This window comes from Marinimicrobium sp. LS-A18, assembly GCF_000463525.1.
GTDB lineage: Bacteria > Pseudomonadota > Gammaproteobacteria > Pseudomonadales > Cellvibrionaceae > Marinimicrobium > Marinimicrobium koreense.
Map to the genome: position 1 here is coordinate 175,118 of NZ_AWEP01000002.1, position 16,792 is coordinate 191,909.

12 protein-coding genes are annotated in these 16,792 nt (G+C 61.9%); 5 read left to right on the top strand and 7 right to left on the bottom strand.

Annotated features, from left to right (window positions below):
* Positions 1–78 precede the first annotated feature (78 nt).
* A complete protein-coding gene (locus N645_RS0100855; protein WP_024459619.1) occupies positions 79–480 on the top strand; it encodes an SMI1/KNR4 family protein in 402 nt (133 codons plus the stop codon).
* 72 nt (positions 481–552) lie between these two features.
* Here N645_RS0100855 and N645_RS0100860 read toward each other — a convergent pair whose 3' ends face one another.
* From N645_RS0100860 to N645_RS0100880, 5 genes are all read right to left on the bottom strand, one after another.
* Positions 553–2,268, bottom strand: coding sequence for a sodium:solute symporter family protein (locus tag N645_RS0100860; RefSeq protein WP_024459620.1), 1,716 nt, complete (start codon positions 2,266–2,268; stop codon positions 553–555).
* A 3-nt stretch (positions 2,269–2,271) separates the two neighbouring features.
* Positions 2,272–2,544 carry a DUF4212 domain-containing protein gene (locus tag N645_RS0100865; protein WP_024459621.1) on the bottom strand — a complete coding sequence of 91 codons (273 nt, stop codon included), beginning with the start codon at positions 2,542–2,544 and terminating at the stop codon, positions 2,272–2,274.
* 64 nt (positions 2,545–2,608) lie between these two features.
* Complete coding sequence (locus N645_RS0100870) at positions 2,609–3,673, bottom strand: DUF5924 family protein (RefSeq protein ID WP_024459622.1); 1,065 nt, start codon at positions 3,671–3,673, stop codon at positions 2,609–2,611.
* Between the two features lie 41 nt (positions 3,674–3,714).
* Entirely contained in the window at positions 3,715–6,492 is a 2,778-nt protein-coding gene (locus N645_RS0100875) for a DUF349 domain-containing protein (RefSeq protein WP_024459623.1), read from the bottom strand.
* 90 nt (positions 6,493–6,582) lie between these two features.
* Positions 6,583–7,689 carry a phosphoribosylaminoimidazolesuccinocarboxamide synthase gene (locus N645_RS0100880; RefSeq protein ID WP_024459624.1) on the bottom strand — a complete coding sequence of 369 codons (1,107 nt, stop codon included), beginning with the start codon at positions 7,687–7,689 and terminating at the stop codon, positions 6,583–6,585.
* A 239-nt stretch (positions 7,690–7,928) separates the two neighbouring features.
* Here N645_RS0100880 and N645_RS0100885 point away from each other — a divergent pair, with 239 nt between their 5' ends.
* From N645_RS0100885 to N645_RS0100900, 4 genes are read left to right on the top strand one after another with little or no spacing between them, the layout of a single operon-like run.
* Complete coding sequence (locus N645_RS0100885) at positions 7,929–8,204, top strand: hypothetical protein (protein ID WP_193744935.1); 276 nt, start codon at positions 7,929–7,931, stop codon at positions 8,202–8,204.
* A complete protein-coding gene (locus N645_RS0100890) occupies positions 8,197–10,284 on the top strand; it encodes a hypothetical protein (RefSeq protein WP_024459626.1) in 2,088 nt (695 codons plus the stop codon). Before N645_RS0100885 ends, N645_RS0100890 begins: the two co-directional genes overlap by 8 nt.
* 2 nt (positions 10,285–10,286) lie before the next feature.
* Complete coding sequence (locus N645_RS0100895) at positions 10,287–10,469, top strand: hypothetical protein (protein WP_152521599.1); 183 nt, start codon at positions 10,287–10,289, stop codon at positions 10,467–10,469.
* On the top strand, positions 10,466–12,238 hold the full coding sequence (locus N645_RS0100900; protein ID WP_024459628.1) for an ECF transporter S component: 1,773 nt from the start codon (positions 10,466–10,468) through the stop codon (positions 12,236–12,238). The genes N645_RS0100895 and N645_RS0100900 overlap by 4 nt, the downstream gene beginning before the upstream one ends.
* Before the next feature lie 123 nt (positions 12,239–12,361).
* Here the strand turns inward: N645_RS0100900 and N645_RS0100905 are convergent, their stop codons facing one another.
* Positions 12,362–13,360 carry an LLM class flavin-dependent oxidoreductase gene (locus N645_RS0100905; RefSeq protein WP_036159695.1) on the bottom strand — a complete coding sequence of 333 codons (999 nt, stop codon included), beginning with the start codon at positions 13,358–13,360 and terminating at the stop codon, positions 12,362–12,364.
* A 293-nt stretch (positions 13,361–13,653) separates the two neighbouring features.
* Positions 13,654–16,701 carry an FAD-binding and (Fe-S)-binding domain-containing protein gene (locus N645_RS0100910; protein ID WP_024459630.1) on the bottom strand — a complete coding sequence of 1,016 codons (3,048 nt, stop codon included), beginning with the start codon at positions 16,699–16,701 and terminating at the stop codon, positions 13,654–13,656.
* Positions 16,702–16,792: the final 91 nt, after the last annotated feature.

Here is a 16,792-nt window from a genome sequence, read left to right on the forward strand (position 1 = left end):
GTTAAGAGCGCGCATGGCTTGTCACGCGCGAGGTTGGGCGCTAGCATTGACGGCCCTTTCGCAATGCAAGAGCCCACAATGGAAGAGACCCTGGAACGACTGAGGGCGGCGCACCAGCCGGTGCCGGTACCCCTGGAGCTGCCCAGTCACGAAGACCTGGTGGATGTGGAGGAGGAGGTGCTTCTGCCCATCCCGCGGGAGATGCGCCGTTTCCTGCTTCTGGCCAGCGACGTGGTGACCGGTTCGTTGGAGCCTGTGACCGCTGCTGACCCCCATGCCCATACCTACCTGCCCGAGGTGGCGGCGGTGGCCTGGTCGATGGGCCTGCCCCGTTACCTGTTGCCGCTGTGTGAGACCAACGGCAACTATTACTGCGTTGAGCCGGAGGGTGAAGTCCTGTTCTGGCGCGATGGCGATCTGACCGATGAGAGCTGGGATGATGTCTGGCGCTGGATTGATGAGGTGTGGCTCGAGAGCTGATAAGCAGGGCATTAAAAAAGGGAGCAGACGCTCCCTTTTTTAATGCCGGGTTTAAATACCGGTGTGGGCGGGTCAGTGGGCGCTGGGGCCGCTTGAGCCCTGAGGGAAGCGGATGCTTTCCACCAGGTCCTGGACATGCGGCGGGGCATCCGGGGTGAATTGGCGCACGGTCAGAGCCACGGCCAGATTCAGCAGCATGCCGACAAACCCGATGCCCTCCGGTGAGATACCCAGCAGCCAGTATTCGGCGGTATTGGGCAGCAAGGGTTCGAAGAATACCCCCTTGAATACCAGAATATAGCTGGCGGTGAACACCAGCCCGGTGAGCATGCCCGCGACGGCGCCCCACTGGTTCATGGGTTTGAAGAAAATCCCCATGATGATCGCCGGGAAGAAGCTCGCCGCCGCGAGGCCAAAGGCGAAAGCGACCACCTCGGCGACAAAGCCCGGCGGGTTGATGCCCAGGTAGCCCGCCACCCCGATCGCCCCGGCGGCGGCCAGGCGCGCCGCCATCAGCTCCTGTTTCTCGGTGATCCGGGGCATGAGGTTGCGTTTGAGCAAATCGTGGGAGATTGAGGTGGAGATCACCAATAACAGCCCGGCGGCGGTAGACAGCGCGGCGGCCAGGCCACCGGCGGCCACCAGGGCGATTACCCAGTTGGGCAGCTCGGCGATTTCCGGGTTGGCCAGTACCAGAATGTCCGGGTCGATGGTCATTTCATTGCGGCTGTCATTGCTGTAAAACAGCCGCCCATCGCCGTTTTCATCCTGCCACTGGATCAGCCCCGTGGTTTCCCAGGTGTCCACCCAGGAGGGCATGTTTTCCCGGGCTACCCCCTGGCCCTCGGGGCCATTGATGGTCTCGATCATGTTGGTGCGGGCAAAGGCCCCCACGGCCGGGGCAGTGGTGTAGAGCACGGCGATGAACAGCAGTGCCCAGCCGGCGCTCTTGCGGGCGTCGCGCACCTTGGGGACGGTGAAAAAGCGCACGATGACGTGAGGCAGGCCCGCCGTGCCCACCATCAGAGCGGCGGTAATGCAGAACATGTCGATGGTGGACTTTTTCCCCTCGGTGAAGGCGGTAAAGCCGAGCTCCCGGGATAACCCGTCGAGCTTGTCGAGCAGGTGGGTGCCCGAGCCGTCGGCCAGGGTATCGCCAAAGCCCAGCTGTGGAATCGGGTTGCCGGTGATCATCAGGCTGATGTAAATCGCCGGTACCGTGTAGGCAAAAATCATCACGCAGTACTGGGCCACCTGGGTGTAGGTAATGCCCTTCATACCGCCGAGCACCGCGTAAAAGAACACCACGCCCATACCGATCAGCACGCCGGTGGTCACATCCACTTCCAGGAAGCGGGAAAACACCACGCCGACCCCGCGCATCTGTCCGGCCACATAGGTGAACGACACAAAAATGGCGCACACCACGGCAACGGTGCGGGCCATCTGGGAGTAGTAGCGATCGCCAATGAAATCCGGCACGGTGAACTTGCCAAATTTGCGCAGGTAGGGGGCCAGGCATAAGGCCAGCAGCACATAACCGCCGGTCCAGCCCATGAGGTAGACGCTACCGTCATAGCCGAGAAAGGCGATCAGGCCGGCCATGGAAATGAAGGATGCTGCGGACATCCAGTCGGCGGCCGTGGCCATGCCATTAGCCACGGGATGGACGCCACCGCCAGCAATGTAGAAGTCCCCAGTGCTGCCGGCCCGGGACCAGACCGCGATGCCAATATAGAGCGCGAAGGTGGCGCCAACCACCAGGTAGATGAGCGTTTGGGCTTCCATGAACTACTCCTCGTCTTCCCGGACACCAAAGCGGCGGTCCAGCTGATTCATTTTGTACACGTAGACAAAAATCAGGACCAGAAAGGTGTAGATGGAACCCTGCTGGGCAAACCAGAAGCCCAGCTTGAAGCCACCCATGCGAAATTGATTGAGCCAGTCCACCAGCAGGATGCCCGCACCAAACGAGACAATAAACCAGATGCTGAGCAGCACCGCCAGCAACTTGATGTTCGCCCGCCAATACTCTCTGGCGGCTTCCTTGGACGCAAAAGCCATAGTAGAACTCCGGTTATTATGCTTATCGGTAAGTCTTCAAGTGAAAAGGAAAATAAGGGGTCTGTCAATTCCCGATATCGGTAACCTCAAAGCGCAGCACGCCAATCATCTGGCGCGCTTCAGTCACCACCTGTACTTGCCAATGGCCCACCGCCTGTTTCGGGAAGTGCTGCTTGTGGGTCCAGGCCCGGTATCCCTCTTTGCGCCCGCCCTGAATATCCAGGGCAATGGTGTCGACGATTTCGCCGTTCAGGCGCCAGACATGGTAAATCCGCTCGTTCAGCCCGCGCGGCGCGCGGATCGCCGTGTAGGCATAGAGCCCTTCCTGGTGTAGCTTGGTTTCGCTCAGTTGCGTCAGGCGGTTTTCCGGTGCCTTGTCCTGAATATCGATATCGGTGCTCACCGCCACCTGAGTCAGCCAGAGGGTGGCCGGGGGCACCCAGAGGCGTCCGTACCAGCCCGCGAGGCCGAGGGCGGCAACCACCCCAATCAGAGCCAGGCTGCGCCACCAGCGCCGGGGCGGCAGCGCACTGATGACACTGGGAATGGCCAGCAGCACGGCAATGCCCAGCGCCAGAGGGTAGCTCTGGGCGGTACTCAGATGCAGGATGATCGGCAGTGCGATGAGCATGACCGCGAACAAGGCCAAGGCGTGAAAGCCGAGAAACAGCCAACGTCGCTTGGCCAGATGGTTGTAATAGAGCGGGTCAATGACCGAAACCAGCGCTGCGGCACACAGCAGCCCCATAAACAGCGTCTGCCCGCTGTTCCAGGTGACCGTGAAAAAGAAAAACGGCAGGACGAAAAACAGACTCTCCTGGTGCACCATCTGGGTGATGAAGTGCAGAGCGGGGCGCGGGACTTTCAGCTTCAGCAGGCGCAGCGCGTTGCGCCGCAGTGTGTTCTCGAACATCAGCCAGAGCCAGCTGGCCATCATCAATACCGCGACCACCTGGGCAAGTGCGGGTTTGCGCTCGACCAGAACAAAGCTGCCAAGGCCGAACAGAAAACCCGCCAGCGCCAGCACTTTGGGGTAGCGCTTGAGGGTGGCAATCAGCCTGTTCAGCGCCCGGCGAGACCAGGCAGGGCGTTCAATGGTCTGTGCGGGTGTTTCGCCGGGTTGTTCCATAAGTATCCGATGGGACCGCTAACGTCTGGGTGAGACGGAGGTCAGTGCGGCTGGAATCGTGTCAGCAGTTGGGTGTATTCCGGATCGGGAACACCCCCCAGGGTCAACCATTCCAGCAGCAGTGATTCCGCTGTGTCAGACCGTTGACCCAGGCCCTGCTGTAATTGTTCCATCTGATAGGCCATTCGGCGCGCCTTGTCGGACTCGGGGGAGTCCTGACCGGTCGCGATTTCCTTGCGGATACACAGCAGACGCAGGGCCTCCAGGTTCTCCGTCTGGACCGCGGGCGTCAGGCTGGCCGCCCGTTCCAGGCGTTGATTCAAAATGGCCTGGCTGTCGCCGGGCCAGTGCTCCACGGCCTCCAGCGCGATGCTCGCCTCTTCCTGGGCTGCGGTGGTATCGCCGCCTTCAAGGCTGGCCAATTCAAGCGCGCGCACCGCTTCGGCGGCGTTGAACAGCTGCTGGCGCTGGCGTTCTTTAGCCTGACGGCGAGCGTTTTTGTGCTGTTCATCCAGGGCTTTGAGCGTCTGGTAGAAGGCGTCATTGAGGGCCTGCGCCTGCTGGCGGGGAAGCTCTTTCAGGGCCTGGAACTGGCTCTTGAGCTGATCGATTCGCGCCCGCTGAGCCCCGGGGGTATCCAGTGGCTGCTGTTGCAGCGTCTTGAGCGCATTGATCAGGGACTCGGCTTCCTCGGCCTGGGCCTGGCGCGCCTGATCGGCCGCTTCAAACTGGGCTTGGCGGCGGGCGAAAATGGCGTCGCAGTGTTCGCGGAACTGCTTCCACAGGGCCTGATCTTCTCGGGGGCGGCACTGGCCGACCTGTTTCCACTGGACCTGAAGGTCTTTGGCGCCTTCAATGGCCTGATGCAGGTCGCTCTGCTCGCGCAATTGCTCGGCTCGTTGTACCAGTAATTCTTTTTCAGCCCGGTGCGCATCGTAGGCTTCCCCCAGCTTGGCGTGCAGTTGATCCATCAGAGGCTCAAACCGCTCTTCCTGGGCTTTGACCGCCTGGCGCGGCACCGGCCAGGCATCGCGCCACTCGCGCCGTGCCTGCTTGAGGGTGTGCTCGACGTCTTTCCACACCGGGCTGTCCCAGTGGTAGCCGTTCAGGTAGAGCTGCACCTGCTCGATCAATTCCTCCCGCTTGGCCTGGTTGGCTTCGCGCTCTTTGGCCTGGGCTTCGAAGAACTCCTTGCAGGGCTCGAAGGCGCGATGCGAGGCCTCCTGAAACTGGTGCCACAGGTCCTCGTCGTGATGGGGCACGCCCTTGCTGACTTCCCGCCAGTCATCCTGGAGGTGATGAATCTTGCGGGCCAGCTCTTCCGGATTCATGGTGCTGTGTTCCAGGGCCTGCATGGAACGAATGAGTGCTTCTTTCTTGGGAGTGACCGCGAACTCATGCCAGTCACTCAGGCGTTCAATCGCCTGATCCAGCTCTTCCAGCTTGCTCGCCAGGTGGGCCGGGATGTGCTCCAGGGTTTCCCGCTTCTCCTGGCTGGCGCGATGCAAACCCCGCGCCCGCCGTACCTGGCCGCGCTGTGCGGCACTCAGCCCCTGGCGCACCAGGCCTTCGACCTCACGAATGTGCTTGCGCTGGGATTGTTCTTTGGCCTTTTCCTGTTGCTCCAGCGCATTCAGGGCGTTTATCGCGTCCTGAACGGGGGCGGGGCGATCGTTCTCCGGCCACTGGCGGGCGGTTTTCACCAGTTGTTTGAGGACCTTACGGGCCTGTGCGCTCTGCTCCGGTTGATTCAATTGGGGGGTCCACTGTTCCAGAGGGCCGTGCTCGCGCAGAAGCGCCAACAGCTCGTTCAACTGGTGAATCTGGCGCTCCAACGATTCGCGCTCGCGCTTGGGTAAGGCATCGGTTTCCAGGGCTTTCAGCGATTCGCCGGCGCTATTGAGCTGCTCGGGCCACTGGTCACCGAGCAGTGTCTCCCTGTCGGCGCTGTACAGGGCGCTACCGAACTGCTTGAGTTGGGCGTGAAGCTCGGTCAGTCGGTTTTGCGCCTCGCTCTGGCGGGCCTGCTCGGCTTCTTCCCGAGCCGCCAGTTGTGCCTCCAGCTCGGCCCGTTCGGTCTGTCTGTCGCCATACTGATCCAGTGCCTGCTGGTAGCGTTGGGCAAGTTCCTGCGGCGGGGTAATGGGCAGAGCGGTCCAGTCCTGGTGCAGCTTGTCGAGCTTGGCGTCGAACAGCGGGTCCTGTTCGGTGCGCAGCAGTTGCTCGAGCTTCTCACAGATCACCAGCGCGTGGGCTTCGGCCTCGGCACGCCGGGCGTCCTCCGCCTTGAAGGCCTCCAGACGCTGTTTGGCGAGCTTGTATACGGTTTTGTCCCGCCCCTGGGCGGCTTTGTGCAGTTTTTCCAGCTCCGGGCGGGTGGTGATTTTCTCGGCCGCCGCCCGGCGGATCTGGATGCTGGCCCCGTTCACCGCCAGCTCCAGCAGCAGTTCGGGCTCGTTGATCTGTTCGAGCACCGCCTGGCCGGCCCGGGATGAGTAGCTGCTCAGGGCCAGTAACTGGGCCTCATCGGACACCGCTTTGGACAGTTCTTCCAGACTCAGGTGCTCTTCTTCCAGTAATTGGCCGATGCGCTTGCGCGCGGCCTGCTGCAGGCGCCCATTGCCGTCACCGAGCGAGAGGTTGAGCAGGGTCTGGTTGTAGCTCAGGTGGTTCAGGGCCGCCTCGCGCAGCGCTTCCTGGGTGTCGCTCTGTACCAGCGCCAGCAACTCCGACTCGGGGCGGTCTTCCAGCGCCTTGATCTGCTCGTCCAGAGAGGGTTGCTTGTTACGGGAACCAAATAGTCGCTTCAGTGGTGACATAAGAGTACAGGCTCGTCTGGGAAGTTCTTGGTTATTGTACGCTGTAGGGTGGATAAGCGAAGCGTCATCCACCATTGCCCCGGGACTGTCTCAGTCCCTGATCAACCCGTACTGGCTGCGCAGGGTGTCGATAATCTCCGCCCGCGGGTTATCGGACAGCGCCAGCGGGCGGGCAATGATTTTCTCCGCAATACCCACATAGGTGTCGGACACGCGCATCATCACTTCCCGGGGCAGCTCGGTCTGCTCGGCCAGGGCGGTCCGCTCATCCATACGGCTTTTATCCAGCAGCACGTCCGGGTCTTCGAAGTAGTGTAGCAACTCCTGCCGGAACGCTTCTTTAGACTGCTCGACAACTTTACCGTCCCGGTATTGGGCGCCGTCCCAGATACGGGACGAATCCGGCGTGCCGACTTCGTCCATATAGATCAGCTTTTCCTGTCCCTCGGCATTGCGGACATAGCCAAACTCGAATTTGGTATCGACAAAGATCTGGTCGATCTTGGCCAGATCGTCGCTGATCACCCCAAAGCCCTCTTTGAGCAAGCGCTCGTAGGCGTCGATATCGCCCGGTGAACGGAAATTGAAGGCCTGATAGTGCCGCTCCAGATCGGCCCGGCTGATGTTGACGTCATCCGCCTCCGGCACGCCGTCCAGCCCTTTGAGAATCCCTTTGGTGGAGGGGGTGATCAGCAGCTCGGGCAGTTTCTGGTCCCGCTCCAGCCCGTCGGGCAGGGTGATGCCGCAAAAGGTGCGCTCACCCTTGGCGTAGGCGCGCCACATGGAACCGGTAATGTACTGGCGGCAGATGGCTTCGATCATCACCGGTTGGGCTTTCTGCACGATCCAGACCAGAGGGTGGGGGATATCCAGAATGTGGCTGTCGGCCAGCCCTTCCTCGCGAAAGCGCTGAAACCAGTGATTGGAAATGGCGTTCAGCGCCGCGCCCTTGCCGGGTACGCCGTTCATGCCGCCTTCGCCTTTCCAGAGGCATTCGAAGGCGGAAATTCGGTCGCTGATGACCATGATCGCCAGGGGGGTGTCCGGGGCGACCGGGTAGCCTTTTTCCCGGATCAGGCGCTCGCTGTCGGCGGCGGTCAGCCAGTAAACCGAGCGGACTTTTCCGCTGTGCACGGGCCGATCGGTCCGGATGGGAAGGTCGTTGTTTACTGCCAGTACTGAATCCGCAAGCCGCATAGTAGAAGATCCGAAAGTCTGTTGCGTTGCCCGGGCAGGGCATGGGTAAGTGCGGCGGCAGGGCCGCGCCAAACGCCGGATGATACCAGATTTACCTGGGACCGGCAGATTCTGCCGGTGAGCTTTTCAGCGTGGGCAAGGACGGAAATGCGGTGTAAGATAGCTCGACAGTGGCGGAAAAATTTGCATTAGGTGGCTCTGTGTGCCCGAGAGCTGCTACCGATGGGGCTTAACCAATAATGAAAGTAATCGGATGGAGAATGAGCCTGTTGGTGGTGGTCGTGGCGCTGGTAGCCTGCGCCGGGCCATCTACCCGCTCGCTCTCTTCAGACAAACCTGACACGCCGGCGGCCAGCGATGGAGCCTCGCCGGTTGAGGTAAGCGAAGCGCCGGCTCCCGGCGCGCCGCAGCCGCCCCCCTTGCTGCGTCTGCCTCCGCCGCCGGATGACGAATCACTGATTCTCGGGCCCCAAGCGCCCATTCGCATTGAACTCCCCGAGGCGGTCGATGACTGACGGACGAGCCCAGCGGTCAGCGCTGCGCTGGTCGGCCGTCATGCTCGCACTGCTGGCGCTGTATCTGATCCCGGAGTTGATTTTCAATGCCCAACTGGTGGCGATCGCCGGCAGCCGGGCCAGTGATCATGAGTCGCTGCGTGGTATCGAGCTGTTTGGTCGCGCGGTCTCGGGCCTCGGTGTCACTTTGCTGGTGGCGGATGGCTGGATTCGCGGGCGGCGCGCTCAGGGGACGCTCAGGCCGTTGGGTTGGTTGGCCCTGTGTGCTGTTCTGGTTTGGCCTCTGGTATTTTTCGGGCAGAAAGGGTTGGTCGATCGCTGGTTGATTGAACCTTCCTCGGCGGAGCAGCGCCAGCGGGCGGTGATCAGTCAGCTGCTGCGCAGCAGCCTGGCCGACAACACCATTGCCATCGACGGTTTGCCGGTCAATGGCGAGGCGCCGCCGAGCGCGGCGGAAATGACCTTTTTGACGGTATTCGGCGCGCTGGCCTACGCCGACCCCGAGCTGATTCGCCAGGTGGAGGGACAGCGGGGCACGATTGCTCGCCAACTGGTGCGCAACCGGGCGTATCGGGACTTTGAGCAACATTACCAGCGGTATCGACAGTTGCGCGATGAGGTGCGCGAGGGCTACTCAGCGTACCTGGAGGATTACGGGCGTTACCGGCAGGCGTTGCAGAGCGTGCCCGAGCGCGCCGGGGCACTTTGGGCTCAGGCTGAGGCGCAGGTCGAGGCAGGATGGCTTGAGTACCAACAGGCGCAGGCGCAAGTGGATCAGCGTGCGGCGGATCTGGCGGAGCAGATGGGGCCGTCGCTGTTCGAGTATTTTGACCGACGTAACCAGTGCAGCAGCGATGGCTGCCGTTCGCGCCTGGATCAGCGTTACCAACGGCAGATGGAACGCAGCCCCGTGGGTTATGTGGAGCCCGACTATTGGCTGATTGAGACTGAGGTATCGACGTCGGAAAACCTAGTCAAGACAGGCCTGATGGCGGCCTTGACGGCCGGCGTGTCGCTGGTTGCTCAGGGGGTGAATAAGGCCGCCGGAGGCGACGGCGGTTGGCGCAATAAGCGCTATCAGTACACCCGGGATCCAGACCATTACCGGGCGCGGATGCGCGGCTTACTGGAGCCGGCGTTCATCGAGCAGTCCGGTTACCCGTCCACATTGACCCGTGCGTCCGAGTTCCGCGGACAGGTGGTCACCGGGCGCAAGGTAGTTCAGTGGGCGAAGGATGAAGGGTTGAGCTTGCCCGAGGATTGGACCTTCAGCGATCAGGGCGCCTTTGATCGGGCCGCTCGGGAAACGGTGCGTGCGCGCATTCAGGCGCAGTGGACGGCGCAGTCTGATGGCCTGGAGCCGGGGTTGAGTTGGCCGGCGTTTCAGCAGCACCCGCGTATTCAGGGCCACATCCAGCAGGCAATGGGCGGTTACTACATTGAGGGCGCCCGGGCGGACTGGAACAACCGCGAGTTCAAAGAGCGAGTGCTCGACCCGGTGGTGGACCGTGAAGCCCGGCGTCTGGTGGCCGAAGTGGAAGCTCAGACCGCGACCTTTGCCGACGGTGGTGAGCACGAGGTGCTCGCCAAGCGCGCTTTGCGCGCCACGCTCGTGCCGCCGATTTCCATGACACTGTCCCTGGCGCTGGTGTTGATTACGCTGGTGAAACTGCCAGTGAATGCTTGGGCACTGTGGCGCCAGAGGCGGGGCTTGCCGTCCGCGGGGTCGGCCGGCCAGCGTCTGGCGCTGCGCGGCGCCCTGGTGGTAGCTGTCCTGATGTTGCCCGTGGGGCTTGGTGCCCTCGGGGTCGGCAACCCCTACGTGGAGGAAAACCGCGCCACCCATTACTTCTTGACCCAGGTTCGCCATCACAGCCACCCAGTGGCGGAACTGGCATTGAACTGGGCGTTGCGAGCCCAGCCGGTTCTGCTGCCGGTAGGGCTGACTTTCGAGCGGCACCTGCCCCTCTACCACGGCTTTAACGCTTCACTGGCGCCTGGGCTGGATGCCTGGGATGCCTCCCTACAGGGCGTGTCCGAACGCTATCAAACCCTGAAAAACCGCGGAGTACCCCAATGACCATGACACATCAACGCATGTTGCGGATCTGGGCCTTGCTAGTGGCCATCGCATTGGTCGTCTATGCCCTGCTCGGCAGCGCCGATCGCCCCGCGCTGTCCTTTGCCCAGGAGCCGATTCGCCGCGTGGCTGGTGCCGTGCACTATGTGCTCGCGGGCGATCGTGATGCGGAGCCAACCCCATGACCGACGACTTACTGACGCGCCAGATTCAGGCTTCAGCGGATCGGCTTCTGTGCGACCAATTCTATGTCAGCCAGAGCGGTATCCGTGTCGATAACGCGATTGAGCAGGTGGCGCGACTGCGCTTGAGCAAAACCTGGTGTCTGCGGGCGGAATCCCATCGCGAGCAGCTTGTGGGGACCCCCAGCGGCAACCGCCTGAGCTCCGCGGCGGCGTGTCAGCGAGCCGCACGAGAAACCGTGGGACGTATTGAGCGCGGCGAGCTGGATACTTATGTGAACAGGCTGGAACACCACGTGATGGACGACCTGAAAAACGCCCTATGGTCATCAAGTACCTCGCTGGGCAAGTACCCGGATACCTGGCAGCACAGCTACGCCTGTTCCCGCTGCCACGGGCGGGGCGAAAATACCTGCGGCGGCTGTGGTGGTCGCGGGCGCGTGCGGTGCGGGGCCTGTTCCGGCGGTAAAATCACATGCAGTAGCTGTGCGGGCAGTGGCTATTCGGGGACAGCGCCGTCGCGTTACGCCTGTGGTGGGTGCGGTGGGGCGGGTCGGGTGAACTGCTATCAGTGCGCCGGCCAGTCCGAAGTGCGCTGTGGCCGTTGCGGTGGCGGCGGAACCGAATCCTGCACGCCCTGCCGCTCCACTGGGCAATTTACGGATCGATATTCGGTGACGGTCACCGGCGAAGGGCAGCTTGATGTCACCCCTGAGACCGAGCTGGCGCCATGGCAATCGCGCTACCTGCAGGCGGCGGTCAACCAGCGGGTCGACTGGGTGCCATTGCGCTCCAGCTGTCGGGTAGACCTGGATCAGGCGACCCGGCATACGCCGGCCTATCCGATAGGATTCAGCGCCGAGGCTCAGCTGCGATTTGCCGAGGCCGACCTGGCTCAAGGTCGTGTACGAGGGCACGGGTTCTTCGTCGGGGAGCACTACCAGGGATACGACCTCGCAGGTATTGGCGATGGCATGCTCGGCGCGGGTGCCGAGATGCTCGATAAAGAGCACAGCGTGGATAACCTTGCCGTTGGGCTGACCAACGGCGTTGCCGAAACGCTGCTGGCGCACCGCGCCGAGCCGGCCCGGTTGGGGCAGACCCTGTTGGTGAAAGCGAATCTGGTCAGCTCGGAGGCAATCAACGGTTTCTTTGATCGCTACCGTGCGCTGCTGGAGCGGCTACAAGCGCGTCGCGCGGAACATTCCGTACGCGACTGGTCGAAAAAAGCCGGCGCTTTCACCCTGGTGTTTTTGGCCGTGGTCGCCGTGTTGGATGCGCTTTATGGTAATCAGGTGGGCTGGGAATACGGTGGGCTGCAGGCCATCGCCGGACAGCCGCTGAACTTTGTCATCAGCCTCGGCGTTTACACCAGCTACATTTGGGTGTTGGGCCTGATTCCCACTTTTGGCCTACCGGCGCTGATCATTATCGGCGTGTACCTGCTACTGAGACGCTGGCTGTTTCCCCGGCGCAAGAGAGGCAAGCTGCGTTTCTTGATCGGGCTGCTGGCGACGACATGGGTATTGATCACGTTGTATTGGCTTCTGGGGCCGCTGCTGTCGGCCATCTTCAGTCGCGCCCCGGCGTTACCCGGCCCCGCCAGTCTGGTTACCGGCGCGGTGCACAGCTTACTGCTGCTGCCCGAGGCCATACTGTGTGGCCTGCTGGCATCCGCATTGCGTCTGCGGGCCAATAAAGATCAGGCGATAAAGCGCTATACGGCCCAGATCGCGTCCGAACCGTTGATGGAAGACCTGGGCTACCGATAACCCCACCCGGCACCACATGGGTGCCCTACGGTTTGGGGCGTCGACTGTCGTGGGACGGCACCGCGTGGGTGTCTTGCGGTTTGGGTGGCCGAGGGGTAGGGCACCCATGTGGTGCCGTAGAGTTCACTCCGTGGTTCGCAGGTTGACTACTATCTCCAGGGCCCGCATCCGCACGGCCGGGTCGTACACATCAATGGTGAACATAAACTCATCAATCGGCAGCTCCCGGCACAGAGCTTCCAGATCTTCCCGCACGGTGTCGGGCCCACCGACGACCGCCAGGCCCAGAAAGTCTTTAACGGCGGCCTCTTCCTCGGGCGACCACAGCGGTGTCATCTCCTCTACCGGTGGCTTCAACCACAGCGGCTGACCGCGCAGCAGGGCCAGAATGCGCTGATGGCTGGTTGTGGCCAGGTACCGCGCTTCGGCATCGGTGTCTGCCGCAATCAGTGGAATCCCCAGAATGGCGTAAGGTTTGTCCAATACCTCGGAAGGCTGAAAATTTTCCCGGTAGACATGCAGGGCTTCACGGACCAGGCGCGGGGCGAAGTGGCCGGCGAAGGCGTAGGGCAGGCCTTTCTGCGCGGCAAGCTGTGCGCTGAACAGACTGGAGCCCAGCAGCCAGATGGGCACTTCGGTGCCGGCGCCGGGAATGGCTTTGAGTTTCTGGCCGGGTTTTAGGGGCGCGAGCAGTTGCTGTAGTAACCCGACCTCCTGCGGGAAGTCGTCGGCAGAACGCATATCCCGGCGCAGCGCTCGCATGGTAATGGCGTCGGTGCCGGGCGCGCGGCCCAGGCCGAGTTCAATGCGCCCCGGGTAGAGGCTGGCGAGGGTGCCAAATTGTTCGGCGATTACCAGCGGCGGGTGGTTGGGCAGCATGATGCCGCCGGAGCCGACCTTAATGCGTTCGGTACCTCCGGCGATGTGGCCGATCAACACGGAGGTCGCGGAGCTGGCAATGCCTTCCATGTTGTGGTGTTCGGCCAGCCAGAAGCGTTCGAAGCCGAGTTCGTCCGCTTTTTGGGCGTAGCGAAGCGTGTCCCGCAGTGTTTCCGTGATGGAGCCGTCTTCTCTGACCGAAGCGAGTTCGAGTAGCGAGAATGTCTTTTCTTGGAGCAGCATACATCGGTCTCCAATGGGGTGTTAGTGGGGTGACGGCGGATGCGCGCTTGGCGCTTATCCGCCCTACGCAACCTGCCGTGCTACCCGTAGGGCGGATAAGCGCCAAGCGCGCATCCGCCGTTTTCAGGTGCTATTTCCCGAAACGTTACGCTGGCACTGCGGAGGCTGGGTGTACCCTTCCGAGACCGTCACCCGCCTGGATGGCGGGTGTCGAGCCTACAGGGATGTATTTACGGCGTGTCTCGGAAGGGTACACCCAACCGCAGCACTCCACGACGAAGCGCCATACCACTTCACATCTGCGCCAACAACACCTGCACAGGATGGGGAATGGCGACATCGTCAATGCGTTTCACCTGAGAACGGCAGGAGTAACCGGTGGCAGTCAGTTTTCCCTCGTGTTCCGGATTTGCCAAGACCTCTGCCCATGATAGACCGTAAATTCTCTTCGACGTTTCAACGTTGCTGGCCTCGTGACCGTAAGTGCCTGCCATGCCGCAGCAACCCGTGTCGATTACCGTCAGTGTCTGCCCCAAGGCACCGAACACTGCCTGCCAATCCTTGATCGATCCGGCCGCGTTGGTTTTTTCCGTGCAGTGGGCCAACAGGGAATAATCTCCCGGCTGCAACAAATTCGCGCGCGCTTCGAGTTGCGCTTTCTGCTCTGCCAGCCACTCCTGCAACAGGGCCACCTCAGGCGCCTCTTTGCCCAACACCTTCTGGTACTCGCTGCGATAAGCGAGGGTCATGGACGGCTCCAGCCCCACCAGCGGAATACCGCTGCGGGCGAGATCGTTCAGGTGCTCGGCGTTTTTCACCGCCGCCTTGGCGAAGGGGCCGAGGAAACCGTGGACGTGGAGTGGTTTGCCATTGGGTTTAAAAGGCGCCACCAGCGGCGTGAAGCCCAGCTTGGTCAGCAGGTCCAGGCTGTCCAATACCAACTGGGTTTCAAAATAGCTGGTGAAGGCGTCCTGCACCAGAATCACTGCTTTATCCCGCTGCTCCTGGGTGAGTGCGGCGATGTTCTGGGTGCTGGCGTAACGGATTTTGCGTGTCTGCAGTTCGTTGTCCAGGGAGACGCCGGTAAGCAGCGGGCTGTCCACCATGCCGGCCACCTTGGCCATGAGGGCCTGCATAAACCGGGGTTTCATCAGGCCGTTGTAGAGCCACGGCACCTTGGCCAAGGTGGGCACCATAAACTCCAGGCCGCCGATGAAATAATCTTTCAATGGGCGCAGGTAGCGACCGTAATACAGCTCCAGAAACTTGCTGCGGAAGCTGGGTACGTCCACCTTGATGGGGCACTGACCGGTGCAGGACTTACAGGCCAGACAGCCCATCATGGACTCGTGGACTTCGTGGGAAAAGTCGTATTCGCCGCGCTTTTTGCCGATGGTGTTTTTGATACGCATCGGCAGGTTCAACAGGAACGACTGCTGGCGCGTCGCTTCGGATTCCTCGATCGCGTTCACGTCCCGCTCGCTCAACTGCTTGAGCCACTCGCGTACCAATGAGGCCCGACCTTTGGGGGTGTGGGTGCGCAGGCGCGTGCCTTTCCAGGAAGGGCACATGGCGTCGTTGGGGTTCCAGTTGTGGCACTGACCATTGCCGTTGCAGTGCATGCCCTCGCTGTAACCTTCCCAGACCTGCACCGGAATTTTCCGGTCCTGCTGACCGCGGGTGGTCACCCCGTCGATCTTGAGCAGTTCCAGCTCCGGCGCGGGCGTGGCAATTTTGCCCGGATTCAACTGATTGCGCGGATCGAAGGCGGCTTTCAGTCGTTGCAACTGCGGGTAGAGTTCGCCGAAAAATTCCGGCGCGTATTCGGCGCGCACGCCCTTGCCGTGTTCGCCCCAGAGCAGGCCTTTGTATTTTTTGACCAGCTCAACCACTTGGTCGGTGATCGGGCGGATCAGGGCTTCCTGTTCCGGATCTTTCATGTCGATGGCGGGGCGCACGTGGAGTACTCCCGCGTCCACATGGCCGAACATGCCGTAGGTCATGCCGCGCTCATCCAGTACCTGACGGAACTCCATGATGAAGTCGGCCAGGTTTTCCGGCGGCACAGCGGTATCTTCCACGAAGGGAATGGGACGGGCTTCACCTTCGGCATTGCCCAACAGGCCTACGGATTTTTTGCGCATGGCCCAGATTTTCGCGACCGACGCCGAACCCCAGGCGAGGCTGTAACCCAGGCGGCCTTTACTGGCATCGGTGTCGGCATCCAACTGATCGGTCAGCGCTTTGACCGCGGCTTCCAGTGCTTCCTCGCTGTCGGCGGTGTACTCCACCAGGTTGATGCCCTGAATCGGCTCGCCGCTCTCCGCTGGCGGAAAGAACTCGGACACGCTGTGCCAGACGATGTCGTTCATCGCCAGGTTGAGCACCTTCGAGTCCACCGTCTCGATGGCGGTGGGTTCGGCTTTCATCAGCTCGGTGGCATCGCGCAGCGCCGCGTTAAAGTCCCGATAGTTAACATTCACCAACGCGGAGACCTTGGGGATGGGCAGCAGGTTGAGTTTGGCCTCGGCGATAAAGCCCAGGGTGCCTTCACTGCCGCAGAGCACGCTGTTGAGATCGAAGCGACCCTCGGGGGTGCGCACATGGGCAAAATCGTAGCCGGTCAGGCAGCGGTTGAGCTTGGGGAATTTGGCGTCGATCAGCTCGGCGTGATCGGTGTGAATCTGGTTGAGTGCCTTGTGTACCTCGCCCACGCGATCCTCGCGCTGGCTGACCTCGGTCAGCTCGGCGTCGTCCATGGGGCGGGAGGTCCAGTCGCTGCCGTCGAGCAGTACGGTGCGCAGCTCAAGCACGTGGTCCCGGGTTTTCCCGTAGCGGCAGGAGCCCTGGCCGGAGGCGTCGGTGTTGATCATGCCGCCGATGGTGGCCCGGTTGCTGGTGGACAGGTCCGGGGCAAAGAACAGCCCGAAGGGCTTGAGGGCCGCGTTCAACTGGTCTTTCACCACGCCGCATTGGACCCGCGCCCAGCGCTCCTCGACGTTGATCTCGAGGATCTGGTTCATGTATTTGGAGGTGTCCACCACCAGTCCGTCGGTGAGGGACTGGCCATTGGTGCCGGTGCCGCCACCGCGGGGGCTCAAGACGATGTCCTGATAATCGGGCTGGTCGCTGAGCCGGGCCAGGATCACCAGGTCGTCCACGTTTTTGGGGTAGATGACTCCCTGGGGCAGGACCTGGTAGATGGAGTTGTCGGTCGCCAGCACGGTGCGGTTGGCGTAGTCCGGGTTCAGGTCGCCCTGAAAGTCGGATTGGCGCAGGGCCTCAATAAACGCGAGGTAGCGGCTCTGGACGGGGGAGGTGTGACGTATGCTCGGTATCATCTGGGTCGTTACAGCTCTCGACAGTGGGTGCAATATTCTACGGGTTTGGGGTGGGTTTCTCCAATTCTCGTATGGTGATTTTGGAGCTTCG